The sequence below is a fragment of the Shewanella seohaensis genome, from assembly GCF_023283775.1.
Classification (GTDB): Bacteria; Pseudomonadota; Gammaproteobacteria; order Enterobacterales; family Shewanellaceae; genus Shewanella; species Shewanella seohaensis.
Genome location: NZ_JAKILE010000005.1, coordinates 12,979 through 26,286 on the forward strand (window position 1 = coordinate 12,979; position 13,308 = coordinate 26,286).

General features: G+C 47.3%; 16 protein-coding genes. 13 read left to right on the forward strand and 3 right to left on the reverse strand.

Features of this window, described 5'->3' with window-relative positions; translation table 11 throughout:
- Nucleotides 1–34: 34 nt before the first annotated feature.
- From L2713_RS07175 to L2713_RS07185, 3 genes are all read left to right on the forward strand, one after another.
- The gene (locus L2713_RS07175) at nt 35–649 is read left to right on the forward strand and encodes an NADPH-dependent FMN reductase (RefSeq protein WP_248967420.1); all 615 of its coding nucleotides are present in this window, start codon (nt 35–37) and stop codon (nt 647–649) included.
- A gap of 50 nt (nt 650–699) precedes the next feature.
- A complete protein-coding gene (locus tag L2713_RS07180) occupies nt 700–1,116 on the forward strand; it encodes a VOC family protein (protein WP_248967421.1) in 417 nt (138 codons plus the stop codon).
- A 144-nt stretch (nt 1,117–1,260) separates the two neighbouring features.
- Nucleotides 1,261–1,731 (forward strand): YcxB family protein, encoded by a 471-nt coding sequence (locus tag L2713_RS07185; RefSeq protein ID WP_248967422.1) that lies wholly within the window; start codon nt 1,261–1,263, stop codon nt 1,729–1,731.
- Nucleotides 1,732–1,812: 81 nt separating this feature from the next.
- Here L2713_RS07185 and L2713_RS07190 read toward each other — a convergent pair whose 3' ends face one another.
- The gene (locus L2713_RS07190) at nt 1,813–2,382 is read right to left on the reverse strand and encodes an acetate uptake transporter (protein WP_089067174.1); all 570 of its coding nucleotides are present in this window, start codon (nt 2,380–2,382) and stop codon (nt 1,813–1,815) included.
- A gap of 742 nt (nt 2,383–3,124) precedes the next feature.
- Between L2713_RS07190 and L2713_RS07195 the strand changes: the two genes are divergently transcribed.
- From L2713_RS07195 to L2713_RS07215, 5 genes are all read left to right on the forward strand, one after another.
- Nucleotides 3,125–3,361, forward strand: coding sequence for a hypothetical protein (locus tag L2713_RS07195; protein ID WP_011718003.1), 237 nt, complete (start codon nt 3,125–3,127; stop codon nt 3,359–3,361).
- Nucleotides 3,362–3,706: 345 nt separating this feature from the next.
- The gene (locus L2713_RS07200; RefSeq protein ID WP_248967423.1) at nt 3,707–4,570 is read left to right on the forward strand and encodes a MipA/OmpV family protein; all 864 of its coding nucleotides are present in this window, start codon (nt 3,707–3,709) and stop codon (nt 4,568–4,570) included.
- Nucleotides 4,571–4,596: 26 nt separating this feature from the next.
- The gene (locus tag L2713_RS07205; protein WP_164717969.1) at nt 4,597–4,989 is read left to right on the forward strand and encodes a DUF3019 domain-containing protein; all 393 of its coding nucleotides are present in this window, start codon (nt 4,597–4,599) and stop codon (nt 4,987–4,989) included.
- Complete coding sequence (locus tag L2713_RS07210) at nt 4,989–5,702, forward strand: winged helix-turn-helix domain-containing protein (protein WP_011073412.1); 714 nt, start codon at nt 4,989–4,991, stop codon at nt 5,700–5,702. Before L2713_RS07205 ends, L2713_RS07210 begins: the two co-directional genes overlap by 1 nt.
- Before the next feature lie 8 nt (nt 5,703–5,710).
- The gene (locus tag L2713_RS07215) at nt 5,711–6,979 is read left to right on the forward strand and encodes an ATP-binding protein (protein WP_248967424.1); all 1,269 of its coding nucleotides are present in this window, start codon (nt 5,711–5,713) and stop codon (nt 6,977–6,979) included.
- Between the two features lie 28 nt (nt 6,980–7,007).
- On the opposite strand, the gene L2713_RS07220 is transcribed toward L2713_RS07215, so the two are convergent.
- Nucleotides 7,008–7,316 carry a DUF1289 domain-containing protein gene (locus tag L2713_RS07220; RefSeq protein WP_011626998.1) on the reverse strand — a complete coding sequence of 103 codons (309 nt, stop codon included), beginning with the start codon at nt 7,314–7,316 and terminating at the stop codon, nt 7,008–7,010.
- A gap of 158 nt (nt 7,317–7,474) precedes the next feature.
- Between L2713_RS07220 and L2713_RS07225 the strand changes: the two genes are divergently transcribed.
- Nucleotides 7,475–8,011 carry a DUF4136 domain-containing protein gene (locus L2713_RS07225; RefSeq protein ID WP_248967425.1) on the forward strand — a complete coding sequence of 179 codons (537 nt, stop codon included), beginning with the start codon at nt 7,475–7,477 and terminating at the stop codon, nt 8,009–8,011.
- 157 nt (nt 8,012–8,168) lie between these two features.
- Here L2713_RS07225 and cysM read toward each other — a convergent pair whose 3' ends face one another.
- Nucleotides 8,169–9,047 carry a cysteine synthase CysM gene (cysM, locus tag L2713_RS07230; RefSeq protein WP_248967426.1) on the reverse strand — a complete coding sequence of 293 codons (879 nt, stop codon included), beginning with the start codon at nt 9,045–9,047 and terminating at the stop codon, nt 8,169–8,171.
- A 207-nt stretch (nt 9,048–9,254) separates the two neighbouring features.
- On the opposite strand from cysM, the gene cysP reads away from it, so the two are divergent.
- The 4 genes from cysP to L2713_RS07250 all read left to right on the forward strand — a co-directional run bounded on the left by cysP (nt 9,255) and on the right by L2713_RS07250 (nt 13,288).
- Nucleotides 9,255–10,262, forward strand: a complete 1,008-nt coding sequence (gene cysP, locus L2713_RS07235) for a thiosulfate ABC transporter substrate-binding protein CysP (protein ID WP_011627001.1) — start codon at nt 9,255–9,257, stop codon at nt 10,260–10,262.
- Between the two features lie 174 nt (nt 10,263–10,436).
- Nucleotides 10,437–11,282, forward strand: coding sequence for a sulfate/thiosulfate ABC transporter permease CysT (cysT, locus tag L2713_RS07240; protein ID WP_248967427.1), 846 nt, complete (start codon nt 10,437–10,439; stop codon nt 11,280–11,282).
- Between the two features lie 9 nt (nt 11,283–11,291).
- A complete protein-coding gene (gene cysW, locus L2713_RS07245; protein WP_011627003.1) occupies nt 11,292–12,161 on the forward strand; it encodes a sulfate ABC transporter permease subunit CysW in 870 nt (289 codons plus the stop codon).
- Nucleotides 12,158–13,288, forward strand: a complete 1,131-nt coding sequence (locus L2713_RS07250; protein ID WP_248967428.1) for a sulfate/molybdate ABC transporter ATP-binding protein — start codon at nt 12,158–12,160, stop codon at nt 13,286–13,288. Before cysW ends, L2713_RS07250 begins: the two co-directional genes overlap by 4 nt.
- Nucleotides 13,289–13,308: the final 20 nt, after the last annotated feature.

Consider the following 13,308-nt stretch of genomic DNA (forward strand, 5'->3'; position numbering starts at 1 on the left):
TTATAAATAATTTATAAACAAATAGGTTTACATAATGAACTTACTCATCATCAGCACCAGTCAAAGAGCCAACTCGCAAAGCGCTAAAGTCGCGAAATACATAGCCGAAACCAGTTTTTTATCGCCCCACAGTGTCGGTTACGACGCTATCCATCACTTAGAACTTTGCCAGTTCAATCTGCCTTTTTGGGACGGTGAAGAGGACAACAAGGGCGAACATTGGCCTGAGATTGAGCGAAAAGTCGATGCCGCGGATGCCCTCGTTTTGATTACGCCCGAATGGGGTGGAATGGCATCGCCACTGCTTAAAAACTTCCTATTGATGTGTAGCCGTCAGGAAACCGCCCATAAGCCAGTGTTGCTGATTTCAGTTTGTAGCGGCATTAGCGGAGCTTACCCCATTGTGGAAGTCAAAATGAATGCACTCAAAAACAATAAATTGGTGCCCATTCCCGACCATTTGATCATCCGTAATGTCGAGAATGTACTCAACGCTACACCCCAAGGCACACGGGATATCAACCTCAGGGAAAGAGTGCAATATAGCTTATTTATGTTGCATCAATACGCCCAAGCCTTAGCGCCGATACGCCAACGCCATATTCATCAACCCTACCCCAAGCAGCAGGAATACTGCTACGGTATGTAAGCAGCTTGGATGTGAATCACACTGATTAAAATCATTACAAGGAACGCATTATGATCCACTTAGAACACATCAACCTAGTCGTCGACGACATCCCCAAAGCACTCACTTTTTATCAAGCAGCCTTCCCACATTGGCGTGTCCGTGGCGGAGATAAAGGGACTTGGTACGGCAAGCCGCGCAATTGGATCCACTTTGGCGATGATTATCAATACATTGCCTTTAGCGATAACGGTGAGGGCGAAAACCGCGACTTAACGGGTCATCAGATTGGCTTAGCCCATTTTGCCTTTGTGGTGAGTGATCTAGATGCAGTGATAGCAAGGTTGACCCAAGCCGGTTTTCCGATAGCCAAAGATGGCATGGAAGACCCCTTCCGCCGCAATATCTACTTCTTCGATGCCCATGGCTTTGAGGTCGAGTTTGTCGAATATCTCAGCGATATGCCCAATGAACGCAATCGTTATTAAGCAGTAAGGTTATTGGCGGCGGGATACATAAACCCAGTATTCCGAGCCAGTTCTTCCCATCGACGCCAGCCTAAAAATCGTTACTTTGGCAGACTAAACCGCTAAACTAGCGCACAATCAGGCTTTCCAATATTAGATAACTCGATGACAACACCTTATTGTTATTCCACTACTTATATCTTAGATAAAGCGCATTTTGACGAGTGTTACACCCAGTCAGTTAAACTCGATCCCACACTCAAGCCTTACTATAAAGCCATGGGATTTGGATTCATTGGTATTGCACTGATTTTTGCGGATATCAGCCTCTATCTGGCCTATTTCTTTGTCGGGCTTGGAGTCATTGAAGCCTTGAATGTGAAATACAGCAAAGCCTGGTGGTTGATGCGGCAGATGATGAGTAAGGCCGCCAATAATGAGGTCACGCTGGTTGTCGATGAGCAAGGGATTAGCACCCAATCACAATACGTTAAAAGCCAGATCCTCTGGACGGATATTTACCGGATTGTGCCAACGGAAAAAGGTTTTCTGATCACCCATAAAACTGGTACCAGTTATATTTCGAATCGCAGTTTAGATGAGACCTGTAGCGCATTTATTAAGGCAAAAATCTAACCTAAACGGTAGTAGCTTCCAAAAACAAAAAGGCTGAATGATTCAGCCTTTTTGTTAAATATTCACCACCTAGAATGACGCTTAAGCCTTTGCCTTTAACTCACCAATCGGCAAAATCGTGCGGCCATATTCATTGTTAAGCACTTGCGCCATGGCAAAGTAAATCGCACTTGCACCACAGATAATCCCTTCAAAACCCGCGATAGTGCCAATCAAGGCGCTGCCAGTGAAATCTCTTGCCGCCAACAGGAAGAACAAAATAGTGAGTGAGGCAAACACAAACTGTTTCGCTCTTGGGTAGCGTAGCGAGCCTACAAACATAAAGGCGGTAAAGATCCCCCACAGGGTTAAATACCATCCCATAAAGTGGGTTGGGCTCGCCGCAATCCCGGCATTAGGCATTAAAATCAGCCCGACTAAAGTTAGCCAGAATAAACCGTAAGAAGTGAATGCGGTTGTCCCAAAGGTATCACCCCGCATAAAACACATAATGCCAACGATGATTTGGCCGAGTCCGCCATAGAAAATGCCCATCGCTAAGATCATTGCATCAATCGGAAAATAACCCGCATTGTGAATGTTCAGCAGGATAGTCGTCATACCAAAGCCCATTAAACCTAATGGAGCAGGATTCGCCAGTTGTGTCGACACAGAAAGTCCCCAAAAATAAATAAGTTAATCTCAGTACCTAGCCAAATCCTAGATACTAATTCTTTTATAAAAAGCGGCGAATTTTAGATAACTACCAATGTGATCACAACCAAAATATCAATACCGAAGAAAAACAATAATTAACCGTTAAAAATCATACAGATAAAAACAGACAAACCAAATTAAACCTAAAGTTCAAAAATTAATCCAATAAGATTCAAACAACTACAAAACATCGACATAAAGAGTGCGCCACATCTAATTTATCGGTTAATTTTGCTCGGCTTCAAACTTCCCATTTTCCCACCTAAAAATAACGTTAGCTCATATAGGGATAAAGCCAGAAAAACATTAACTCCATCTCATAACGCTATCAAAGATGAGATAAGTCTAGTTTTAGACAAATTCATAACATTTAGACGCGTGTAGCAAGGAAACTTAAGCCGTTTTAGAGAGTCTTAATGGAAGCAGCCAAAGCTTGGCGCAAGAGTGGACGCGATTGAGTGACGACCGATTGAGTGGCATTGTGCGGCTAATTCATCTTTGCAAAACAGGCCTCAATCGTCGATAAAATTGCCCATAAAACAAGCGACTTTTGCTGGCAAAAATGGCTCACCAAATTAGCGAAAAATTATTTATATCTAAAAAATAATAGCAGTGATAGATTGCTATCTGTTGACGCAGCGGCATGATGGGAAACCAGTTAGGCTGTTGTTAACTATCAATAACTAAAGGAAATAAAATGAAAACCTTATCAGCTGTTATCACACTGTCGGCACTTATGAGTTTCGCAACCTTTGCCGACGAATCGACTCTTCCACCCGCCCCTGCAAATGATATCGCTCAACTGACAGAAGTGTGCCAACAAATGGCCTCTGAAGATCAGGTCGAAAATGCCGAGCTTAAGCAATACGTGCTCGACTGCGTGAATGACCAGCTTACTGAAATGGGTTATCAAACCGTCAAAGAACTTAACTGATCGTTTTTACTTCCTTTAGCCTATAAGCTCATTCGGGTTTTAGCGCCTTGTCCTTATGCCATTCACATCCTGAATGGCATTTTTATTGGCAACAAGCAAATCGCCAACAATAACCACAATAAAAGCCAACAGATAAGACACAAAAATCCAACCACGTAAAAGTGTTAAACGACGGCCTCTGAGGCTTTTATTTTGTCTTTCAATTGATTGCGTAATCTACATATCAGCTATTTATATGATATCTGTATCATTTTGCATCCCTTCAGGTGAAAGCACTGTGGATTTAAGCATAAAATGCTAATCTGTTGACCATTACCGACCGACATTACACCCGAACGCAAAATCATGTATCGAAAACTGTTTATCTTACTCGCCGCACTTAGCCTGCCTTCAATAGGAATGGCGAAAGAGCCGTGCGTCACTAAAGATGAATGCATTCAAATGCGTAACTGGGATTTAGGCGTGGCGGTCGGCTGGGGACAAAAGACCAATCCATTGCGGGATTTTGATGATATTCCGGTCTTTTTTATTCCGACCGTGGCTTACTATGGTGAACATTGGTTTTTTGATAATGGCAACTTAGGCTATAGCCTGCTCGAGAAGCCTTATTTCAGCTTAAATTTAGTCACTAGCTACAGCATGGACAGGGCATATTTTTATCGCTGGGATCCCTCGAATATCTTTTTGAAGCGCAGTTCACAGGAAGAAGCCAAGATGCTCGCCACCAATACGGCCCTCAGCACTGAGCCTGATCCAGTATTCAACTCCTTAGAATCGCGAAATTTTACCATGCTGGGCGGTGCTGAAGCCTTTATTTATAGCCCGTTAGGTGTAGTTAGATTAGCCTACACCCATGATATGTTTAACGTACATCAAGGCGCTGAAGCACAAATAAAATGGACCTATGGTTGGCATTTAACCCGCTGGGTCATGGATATGTCGCTCGTATTTGATTGGAAAAGTACCAATGTCGTCGACTATTACTATGGTGTACGTCCGAGTGAAAACGCTTATTGGAGCCAACATTACCATGCAGATGCTGGTTGGAATAAGGGAATAGAAATGACAGCCCGTTATATCTTAACTGATAACTGGGATCTGCTGTTTGCGTTCCGCTACACACAACTTGCAGACGAAATTGCCGCCAGCCCCTTGCTCGATCAAGACTATAGCAGCACATATTTTATTGGCGCAGCGTATAGGTTCTGACACTAGTGACTCCCCTTCATATCAGGATGCTGTGCTGGTTAGGCCTAAGCGTGAGCTTGATGGGGCCAAGCCATGTACTTGCCGCATCGGATGAAGAGTCAAAGTTAAAACTGACCCCGGAAATTTGTATCACAGGGGATGAAAGCCAAGCCTGTGAGATCCGTGTCGAGTTACAGTGGCAACTCGCCCACGACGAGCTAGTCTGTATCTTGTCCGATAATAACGCCTATCCCAAATGGTGTAGCGAATCGTTAGAGCAACACGAAATCACTTTGAATATTAGTACATTAAACGATATTCAATTTGTCTTAGTGAGTAAGGACACCAATCAAACACTGGCTGGAGCCAAATTAAAAATCACGTCAACCTCGCAGCCTCAGGTGCGCAGACGTTACCGTAACCCTTGGAGTTTATTTTAATGACGAATCCACAATCACCCCACAGAGTGTTATTGGTTGAAGACGATGTCCGTCTTGCGAATTTAATCGTAGATTATTTGAAATCCCACGGCATGCACGTAGAAGTCGAGCGCCGTGGTGACACAGTCCTAACCCGCTTAATCAACTACAAGCCCGATATCATACTGTTAGACATTATGTTGCCAGGTATCGATGGCCTAAGCCTGTGTGAAAAGCTGCCCGATTACTTTGCCGGCCCCATCCTACTGATGAGCGCTCTGGGCTCTAGCGAAGATCAAATCAAAGGTTTAGAACTCGGCGCCGACGACTACGTGGTGAAACCCGTCGACCCAGCACTACTGGTTGCCCGTATCAACAACCTATTACGTCGCCAAAACCAACCGCCACAAGCTGAATCCCACTGCCTGACCTTTGGTAAGCTGAGCATCGATCCCCACACTCATGCTATACGCCTCGACAACAAAGAAGTCGACCTCACCAGCCATGAGTTTGAACTCCTGTGGTTGCTGGCCTCACAGGCGGGACAAGTGCTGAGCCGTCAGTACATCTATCAATTACTGCTGAACATTGATTTTGATGGTAAAGACAGAAAGATAGACGTGCGCATTTCAAGACTGCGTAAAAAGCTCAACGACAATATTGAAACCCCTTTCAGAATTAAAACCGTCTGGGGACAGGGTTATCTGTTCGCCCCCGAGGCTTGGAACAACTAAGAGCTCCCGTGAAACGTCTCTTTATCAGCTTATATTTACTGCTGAGCCTCAGTTTTCTAGGCATAGGCTGGACACTGGACAGCCTGTGGCAGAAAAATGTGGACGAAAATAATGCCTTAGATGCTCCTCTGGTTGCGTTAGCCCAGTTGCTAACACAGCTACCAGAGGAGAATCGTAACGCCTATCTTGAGGCGCTGCCCAGCCATGCTCAGTTGCCCCTTAATCTGCTCAGCCCAGATCAAATCGCGCTAGCCAAAGACCAACAGCTCACGCCCAATCATGTGGTTACCACCACAACCAGCGAGGGCGAACAATTCCAGTTTATTCAGGTAGGCGAGCAAGTGTTAATGGCGGGTCCCATCGAGATAGACCCTAGAGCCTCACTGCGTAATCTGTTTACGCTGTTTTTCTATCTCTCACTGGCATTAGTTGCACTGATTTGGGTCGGCCCGCTGTCGCGGGATTTAAGCATTTTACGTAAGGCTACCAAGGATTTTGGCGAGGCCAAATGGGATACACGCATTAGCCTTTCAAACCGCTCCCAGGTTAAACCCTTAGCGAACACCTTTAATGAAATGGCGCGCCATATCAGTGCGTTAATCGAAAACCAAAAACATTTATCCAATGCGGTTTCCCACGAGATCCGCACACCACTTGCGCGGCTGAAATTCGCCCTCGCCTTAATGCCCATGTACTGCCAGCCCGACTCCGACGAACAAAAGCGTCAGGACTTTCTCAATGAGATGCAGCTCGACATAAAAGAAATGGAGAACCTGCTGCAGGAACTGCTGACTTACGCCAGTCTGGAGGCTCAGCGCGAAGGCACACCGTTGGATGAATACGATCTGCTCAGCTTAGTTAACCAGTGCATTAAACGTTTAAGCAGCCTAAGTGATACTCCCATCCACTTACAGGCGGAGATGACAAGCCTCCCCTTGGTCGGCGAACCCGCACTAATTGAACGTGCCCTACAAAACCTACTGACCAACGCCCAGCGTTTTGCTCGCCAGCAAATCCTGATTGAAGTCAGCCAGACCCCGCAAAGGGTGACGTTGAGTGTGAGTAATGATGGAGAGCCTATCCCCGAGGTGGATTTACCTATGGTGTTCGAGCCCTTTTACCGCAGTCAATCGGTGCAAAATGGTAACAAGGGTCATGGCTTAGGGCTGGCGATTATCAAACGGATCATGCAGCGTCATCAGGGCGAAGTGAGCGTTAGCAGCAATCCCACTCAAACGTGTTTTACCTTAAGCTGGCCAAAGAAGCGGGAAATTTAAGCGCTTAATTAGTGCTCTCAAAGTTAGATTATTCCTCGAGATCAAAATCCCCGAGGTCCAATTCGGCAGCATCTTGCGGCGCAAAATCGAGTTGCGGATTAAGCGCCGCTCTCTCCTGCTCAAGTGCTTGCTGACGGGCTTTGTATAAGGCCAACTGTCGCCGGCGTTTACGTTGGTGGCATAAACGGATCACATCGTGCTTTTGCGCGTCGGTAAAGTGCAACCAATTGAATCGCTCATCACGACTACGCAGGCAACCTTTGCAATAGCCACGGGCATCGGTTTGGCACACACCGATGCAAGGGCTAGGTATTTCGAAAAAGGCTAACTGTTCCATGATGTTGAGCTACTCTGGCAAATTAAGCACTTAAAATGCGTGACCTTAAATACACAAGTAAAACAATACAAAAATTAAACACTTTTCACTAAATTACTTGCAGTCTTGTTGTTAATCAAGGCACATTGAACAGAGTTTGTACAACTTGGAGTGTCATCATGGGATACAAAAATATCGCCAGTCTGTTTGTCGCCTTGGTCTTAGTCAGCGCCTGCAGCAGTAAGCCGAAAAACGATTACGATCTCAATTACGACTTTAAGGCATTAAAAAGCTTCAGCCAGCTCGCTCCCCAACCTAGCGACGACCCACTCAGCGCCCAGCGCATTCAAACCGAAATCACCCAACAATTAAGCCAAAAAGGCTTTACTGAAACTGCCACTTCCCCCGATTTTAAAGTCGCCTATGGGTTATTAACCCAAGATAAGCCTAAAGACTCTGGTCTCTCTATAGGGTTAGGCACGGGCAGTTTTGGCCGTTCTGGCGGCATTGGCGTAGGCACAAGCGTCGGCGTACCACTTGGCAGTGACACGGCAAAAATTCAAACCATTCAAATTGATATTATCGATACTAAAACCAATAAGCTGATTTGGCGCGGCACAGATAGTTTCGATTTTGACGGGGGCGGCGATAAAAAAGCCCAAGACACAGCCAAGGCTGTTAGCCGGATTTTGGCGCAGTTTCCACCGCAGCCTTAAGCCTGCTGTATTAAGTGCTATTGATAGGTCTGATGGCGGTTAATCCTTGATGATTTAAACCATAATGACTTAAACGATAGTCAATAAAAATGGGCGATTAACGCCCATTTTTATTGCCGAAGGAAGGTTAAATCCTAAGCGTGAATCTTAGTTAGGGTTAAGAAAATAACCCAGATGACAGATAACGGTCGCCCCTATCACACACAATTGCGACTACAACGGAACCCGGATTCTGCCTCGCAATCTCGAGTGCCGCAAATACCGCGCCGCCAGAACTCACACCAGCACAAATACCTTCTTCACGGGCCAAGGTTCTCGCCATGGCTTTCGCGTCTTGCTCCTCAATATCCATCACGGCATCGACACGGGCAGCATCGAAAATACCCGGTAGATATTCCTGTGGCCAGCGGCGAATCCCCGGAATCGAACTGCCATCGGCGGGTTGTAGCCCGACAATGGTGACATCGGGATTACGACTCTTTAGGTATTTCGACACCCCCATAATAGTGCCAGTGGTACCCATGCTGGAGACAAAGTGAGTGATCTTACCTTGGCTCTGCTGCCAAATTTCGGGGCCTGTGGTCTGGAAATGGGCGTTGGCGTTATCTTGATTATTGAACTGATCCAGCACCTTACCTTTGCCTTGTGCCTGAAGCTCTAAGGCTAAATCCCGCGCGGCTTCCATATTGTCCACCAGCAGCAGCTCGGCGCCATAGGCCTGCATGGCATCCTTACGCTCTTGGGTGGAGTTCGACGGCATGATCAGGATCATCTTGTAGCCTTTAATCGCCGCAGCCATGGCTAAGGCGATGCCCGTATTGCCACTCGTAGCTTCAATGAGGGTATCCCCTGGGGCAATCTCTTGGCGAAGCTCCGCCTGAATAATCATATTCAGCGCCGCGCGATCCTTTACCGAACCCGCGGGATTATTCCCCTCCAGCTTTAACAATACCGTTGAGCTACCACAATCAAGTCGCTGCAAACGTACCAGCGGAGTTTGCCCAATACAGGCTTCAATAGTCGGAAAGTCAGACACTCGGATGATCCTTTTAATAAAAGCGATTCAGCATAGGGTTATTTTAAGGGGGTTAGCCACAACAAACACGATGAATCTCACCCGAGGCATACAATTATTCGCTCATAGTTATTCAAAAAAGTTCTATTTATGTGGCTTTTTATAAATAAAATCTTCTATTACTCTATTCCTATACACTGACACAGTTGCCAGATTAAGGAGTACAAAATGCCAGTAAAATTGACTAAGGCCCTGCTGGGAACCCTATTGCTGGGAACCACCCTCAATGTGGCAGCCGCCGATCAGACACTCTTAAATTCCTCGTACGATATCGCGCGGGAATTATTCAATGCCTATAACCCTGTTTTTGCTAAACATTGGCAAGAACAAACCGGCAAGACCGTTGAAATCAAACAATCCCATGCGGGTTCTTCCGCCCAGGCTCGCTCGATTCTTCAGGGCTTACCCGCCGATGTCGTGACCTTTAACCAAGTCACCGATGTGCAAATTCTGCATGACCGCGGCAAGTTGATCCCGGAAAACTGGCAACAACTGCTGCCTAATGCCAGCTCACCTTACTACTCTACCATCGCGTTTTTAGTGCGTAAGGGCAATCCAAAGCAAATCAGCGACTGGAATGATTTAGCCAAAGATGACGTTAAGTTGGTGTTCCCGAACCCAAAAACCTCGGGTAATGCGCGTTACACTTACTTAGCGGCCTTAGGTTATGCCCAGAAAAACTATGGTAAAGATAATCAAGCCTCATTAGATGAGTTTTTGAAGAAGTTCCTTGGTAACGTTGCCGTATTTGATACGGGCGGCCGTGGTGCAACCACGTCGTTTGTTGAACGTGGCATCGGCGATGTGCTGATCACCTTCGAATCTGAAGTGAACAATATTCGTCAGCAATATGGTGCCGATGATTACCAAGTTGTTGTGCCAAAAACCTCGATTCTGGCAGAATTCCCCGTTGCCGTAGTTGAGAAAAATGCTAAGCGTAACGGCACGCAAGAACTCGCGACCGAGTATTTAAACTACCTTTACAGTGAAGAAGCACAACGTTTGTTAGCCGGATTTAACTATCGTGTTCACAACGAGAAAGTTGTTGCCGAATTTACCAAGCAGTTTCCTGCGGTTGAGTTAATGACCGTTGAGCAGATCATAGGTAACTGGGACAACGCGATGAAGACCCAATTTGCCAATGGCGCCAAACTGGATCAGTTATTAAAACGTTGATCATCCGCTTGGGTAGCTAAATCACCAAATCCACAACCCGGGCAATGTCCCGGGTTTTGTGGTTATATCGCAATAAAGATAAACATCAGCAGTCTTTATCGCGATTGAGCAATAATGTGCTAATGGCATAATAATATTGGATTAACTCCATTAACCTTATCGGGTGGTTATTCAGTGATATTTAATAATGGGCGCTTACGCCACAAGCGGGTTTTGCCGGGGTTTAGTATCAGCCTAGGTGTGTCTTTGCTGTTTGTCAGCTTGATTCTCTTACTCCCCACCACAGGCCTGATTATGCAAACCAGCCAGATGAGCTGGGCAGAGTATTGGGGGGTGATTGCCGATCCCCGCGTGCTGGCAAGTTATAAAGTCACTATTTTATCTGCACTGGCCGCATCCCTGTTTAACTGTCTTTTTGGCCTGTTACTCGCCTGGGTGTTGGTGCGTTATGAGTTTCCGGGTAAGCGCATCCTCGATGCCTTAGTCGATTTACCCTTTGCCTTACCCACCGCCGTCGCGGGTATCACCTTAGCAACCCTGTACGCCGAGAATGGCCAGATTGGTAGCCTATTAGCCGAAATCGGTATCAAAGTGGCCTACACGCCATTGGGGATTGTGGTTGCGATGATCTTCACCAGCATTCCCTTCGTGGTGCGAACCGTTCAGCCCGTACTGGAAGAGTTGTCCCACGATGAAGAAGAAGCCGGCATGACCTTAGGCGCAACCGATGGCGCCGTGTTTTGGCGGGTGATTTTACCTTCCCTCTCGCCAGCCTTAGTGGTCGGTACTGCGCTGTCTTTTACCCGCAGTCTAGGTGAGTTTGGCGCGGTGATTTTTATCGCAGGCAATATGCCCTACATCAGTGAAATCACCTCCCTGATGATTTTCGTTCGCCTACAGGAATTTGATTTTGCAGGCGCCAGCGCCATTGCCTCCGTCGTACTGCTAACCTCGTTGTTGCTGCTACTGCTGATTAACCTGTGGCAGGCGCGTTATTTACGCCGCATTCACGGCCGATAAGGAGCCACCATGAACTCATTTAAACCGTTAAGAGTCGGTGAAGCGCCCCTTATCAAATGGAGCCTAATCACCCTAGCCGTGTTTTTGGCCATGGTGTTGCTGCTGCTGCCCTTAGTCAGTATTTTCCAGCAGGCCTTCGTCGGTGGTTGGGAGCGTTATATCGAGCATCTGAGCCAACCCGACTCACTCCACGCCATCGGACTGACCCTGATGGTCGCAGCGCTAACCGTACCGATTAACTTAGTGTTTGGGGTACTGCTCGCCTGGAGCGTAACGCGCTTTGAGTTTCCGGGGCGTAAGTTACTCATCACCTTGATTGATATTCCCTTTGCCGTATCACCCGTGGTCGCAGGCTTGCTCTATCTACTGCTTTACGGCAACAGTGGCTGGCTCGGCGCTTGGCTATTTGAGCACGATTTACAGATCATGTTTGCCTGGCCGGGGATTCTGTTAGTCACCATTTTCGTTACCTGCCCCTTTGTTGCCCGAGAATTAATCCCCTTGATGCAGCAACAAGGCGCATCGGAGGAAGAGGCCGCGGTTATTCTTGGCGCTTCATGGTGGCAACTGTTTCGCCGCGTGACTCTGCCCAATATCAAGTGGGCACTGATTTATGGGGTGATCCTCACCAACGCCAGAGCCGTAGGTGAGTTTGGTGCCGTTGCCGTAGTATCTGGCAATATCCGTGGCGAAACCAACACCTTACCTTTGCATGTGCAATTACTTTACGAAGATTATCAGGCCGAAGCCGCCTTCGCGAGCGCGTCACTGCTTGCCTTAATCGCCCTATGTACCTTACTGCTAAAAGCCTTAGTAGAGTGGCGCCAACAACGCAGCTTATCCGCCAATGACAACCAAGAGCAGAGCCAATCATTATGAGTATTCGTTTAACTAATATTTCCAAAAAATTTGGCCAATTTCAGGCGCTTTCGCCACTCAATCTGGATATTCAAGAAGGCGAGATGATTGGTCTTCTCGGCCCTTCCGGCTCGGGTAAAACCACCCTATTACGGATTATTGCCGGCCTTGAAGGCGCGGATAGCGGCCAAATCCATTTCGGTAATCGCGATGTAACCCAAGTGCATGTGCGCGACCGCAGAGTCGGGTTTGTGTTTCAAAACTACGCCCTGTTCCGCCATATGACGGTCGCCGACAATGTCGCCTTTGGACTCGAAGTCATTCCGAAAAATCAGCGACCTTCTAAGGCCGAAATCCAAAAGCGCGTCAGCCATTTACTCGAAATGGTGCAACTTGGCCATTTAGCCCAGCGCTACCCTGAGCAGCTTTCAGGCGGACAAAAACAGCGTATCGCCTTGGCCCGCGCCTTAGCGACTCAGCCCGAAGTACTGTTACTCGACGAACCCTTTGGCGCCCTCGATGCCAAGGTGCGTAAAGAACTGCGCCGCTGGTTGCGCAGCCTTCACGATGAGCTGAAATTCACTAGCGTGTTTGTGACCCACGATCAGGACGAAGCCTTAGAGCTTTCCGATAGAGTGGTGGTGATGAGCAACGGCCATATTGAACAGGTTAATACGCCCATTGAGTTGTATGCCCAACCCAATAGCCGCTTTGTGTTTGATTTCTTAGGTAACGTCAATCGGTTTGAAGCGAGCTGGCAACAGAATCGTTGGACCAATGGTGACGCCTTCTTAGTGCCGCCAGAGCAAGCGCCACTGCAACAAAACGGCGCGCTCTATGTGCGTAGCCATGAGCTGGCACTGGCGGATAAACCCAACAGCCAAGCCCATATTCCCTTTACCATAGTGGCAATAACACCAGTTGGTGCAGAAGTGCGCGTCGAACTGGCGCCTATCGGCTGGCAGAGTGAAGAACTGTGGGAAGCCACCTTTACCCACCATCATCTGCAAGAATTAGGACTGCAAAAAGGCAGTGTGGTCTACGCCACCCCAAGAACGGCTTATTTCTTTGGAGAACAAGGTGATGGCTCGCCTATTCGTCAAAGCTGGCCCTTCCTGCCGCCGGGCAGCTTGGCCTTCGATATTTAATCGCAGCCTGCATTCACCGC

Excerpts from the sequence above, each read along its gene's own strand:
- L2713_RS07175 (WP_248967420.1), top strand. The coding sequence starts at position 35 with ATGAACTTACTCATCATCAGCACCAGTCAAAGAGCCAACTCGCAAAGC.
- L2713_RS07180 (WP_248967421.1), top strand. The coding sequence starts at position 700 with ATGATCCACTTAGAACACATCAACCTAGTCGTCGACGACATCCCCAAA.
- L2713_RS07185 (WP_248967422.1), top strand. The coding sequence starts at position 1,261 with ATGACAACACCTTATTGTTATTCCACTACTTATATCTTAGATAAAGCG.
- L2713_RS07195 (WP_011718003.1), top strand. The coding sequence starts at position 3,125 with ATGAAAACCTTATCAGCTGTTATCACACTGTCGGCACTTATGAGTTTC.
- L2713_RS07200 (WP_248967423.1), top strand. The coding sequence starts at position 3,707 with ATGTATCGAAAACTGTTTATCTTACTCGCCGCACTTAGCCTGCCTTCA.
- L2713_RS07205 (WP_164717969.1), top strand. The coding sequence starts at position 4,597 with ATGCTGTGCTGGTTAGGCCTAAGCGTGAGCTTGATGGGGCCAAGCCAT.
- L2713_RS07210 (WP_011073412.1), top strand. The coding sequence starts at position 4,989 with ATGACGAATCCACAATCACCCCACAGAGTGTTATTGGTTGAAGACGAT.
- L2713_RS07220 (WP_011626998.1), bottom strand. The coding sequence starts at position 7,316 with ATGGAACAGTTAGCCTTTTTCGAAATACCTAGCCCTTGCATCGGTGTG.
- L2713_RS07225 (WP_248967425.1), top strand. The coding sequence starts at position 7,475 with ATGGGATACAAAAATATCGCCAGTCTGTTTGTCGCCTTGGTCTTAGTC.
- cysP (WP_011627001.1), top strand. The coding sequence starts at position 9,255 with ATGCCAGTAAAATTGACTAAGGCCCTGCTGGGAACCCTATTGCTGGGA.
- cysW (WP_011627003.1), top strand. The coding sequence starts at position 11,292 with ATGAACTCATTTAAACCGTTAAGAGTCGGTGAAGCGCCCCTTATCAAA.
- L2713_RS07250 (WP_248967428.1), top strand. The coding sequence starts at position 12,158 with ATGAGTATTCGTTTAACTAATATTTCCAAAAAATTTGGCCAATTTCAG.